This is a genomic window from Moorena sp. SIO3I6 (genome assembly GCF_010672095.1).
On record NZ_JAAHHU010001451.1, the window covers coordinates 1 to 1,266 of the forward strand.

1 protein-coding gene is annotated in these 1,266 nt (G+C 42.4%); it reads left to right on the forward strand.

Annotated elements, in window-relative coordinates; all coding sequences use genetic code 11:
* On the forward strand, positions 1-1,094 hold a 1,094-nt coding region (locus F6K49_RS50170; RefSeq protein ID WP_293110327.1), incomplete at its 5' end, for a DUF1822 family protein.
* Positions 1,095-1,266: the final 172 nt, after the last annotated feature.

The following is a 1,266-nucleotide window of genomic DNA, read 5'->3' on the forward strand; positions in this document are numbered from 1 at the left end:
CGCTGGAATTAGAACAACAACAACAAGCCCTGGATATAGCCAACCAGATGGCAGAGAAACCAGGAACATTAGCTATCTATCTCCAAGAGTTAGCCTTACTAGTCTTTGAAGATTGGCTGGAAAAACGAGAGCCAAGTTTACGGCTAGAACGGGCAGCTAATGGGTTAGGATACTCGGGATTATATCAAGCTATTTCCCAAGCTATTAATGCTGTGTGTAATCTACAGGTAGGAGATTTCAAGATTTGCCTTATTCCTAGCTTTGGATTTAGTGACCCCTTCGTAACTATGCCTGAAGGGATTGTTACTATTCCCCAATTCACTGCTCATTTTTATGTTGTGATTGCCATTGATGATGACTTAGGTATTGCTGGGATTAAAGGGGTAAATCGATACGACCAGTTAGTCAGAGATATTAGTAATCTAGTTGTTGGCTCTGATCATAATTACGAGCTCCCTTTATCTAGGTTTACTATGAGTGGAGACGACTTACTACTGGATTTACAATGTCTCTCTCCTGAGGAAATTCCTTTACCAGAAATACCACAGCCTGAGCCTAATTATGTTAGAGACGTAATCGAAATCCTGAATCAACGGGCGATTGATGTGGGACAATGGTTATATAATCAAATTGATGACCTAGCTCAAGAGTTATCTTGGCAGCTATTACCAGCACCTTCCCCAGCCTTGCGGTTTAGTCGTATCCCAGCCCAAGAATTAGCTGAGATTATAACTATTATTGATATCGAAATTCCTGCTGCCGCTGTCCGTAGTTATCGAGAATTCCAACTAGCTGGAATTCCACTGCGCCTTTATGCTATAACTTGGCCATTACCTCAGTCTGAACCAGAGGGAGATTGGACTATAGTGCTAATCCTGGGAGCTAGCCCAGGTAATACTCCACCTTCGGGAATAAAATTACGTATTACTGATTTTACTATGGTCTTGGATCAGCAGGAATTGAGCACTAATGAGGACTATTTATTTACTCAGTTTGTGGGGGCTAATCATGAAAAGTTTCTAGCTACAATTACCACTGCTGATGAAACAGCACAAACGTCGATGTTGTTTGAATTTAAAGGGAGTAGGGAGTAGGGAATCGGGAATCGGGAATCGGGAATCGGGAATCGGGAATCGGGATTTCATGTAGGGTGGGCAGTGCATCAGTTAGATTGATGTTTTTCTAAAGGGCATTGTTAGGCACTGCCCACCAGCAGATTAATCACTAGTGAGAGGTAAGTAAGATGAAAAGTGCATGTCGGTGGGC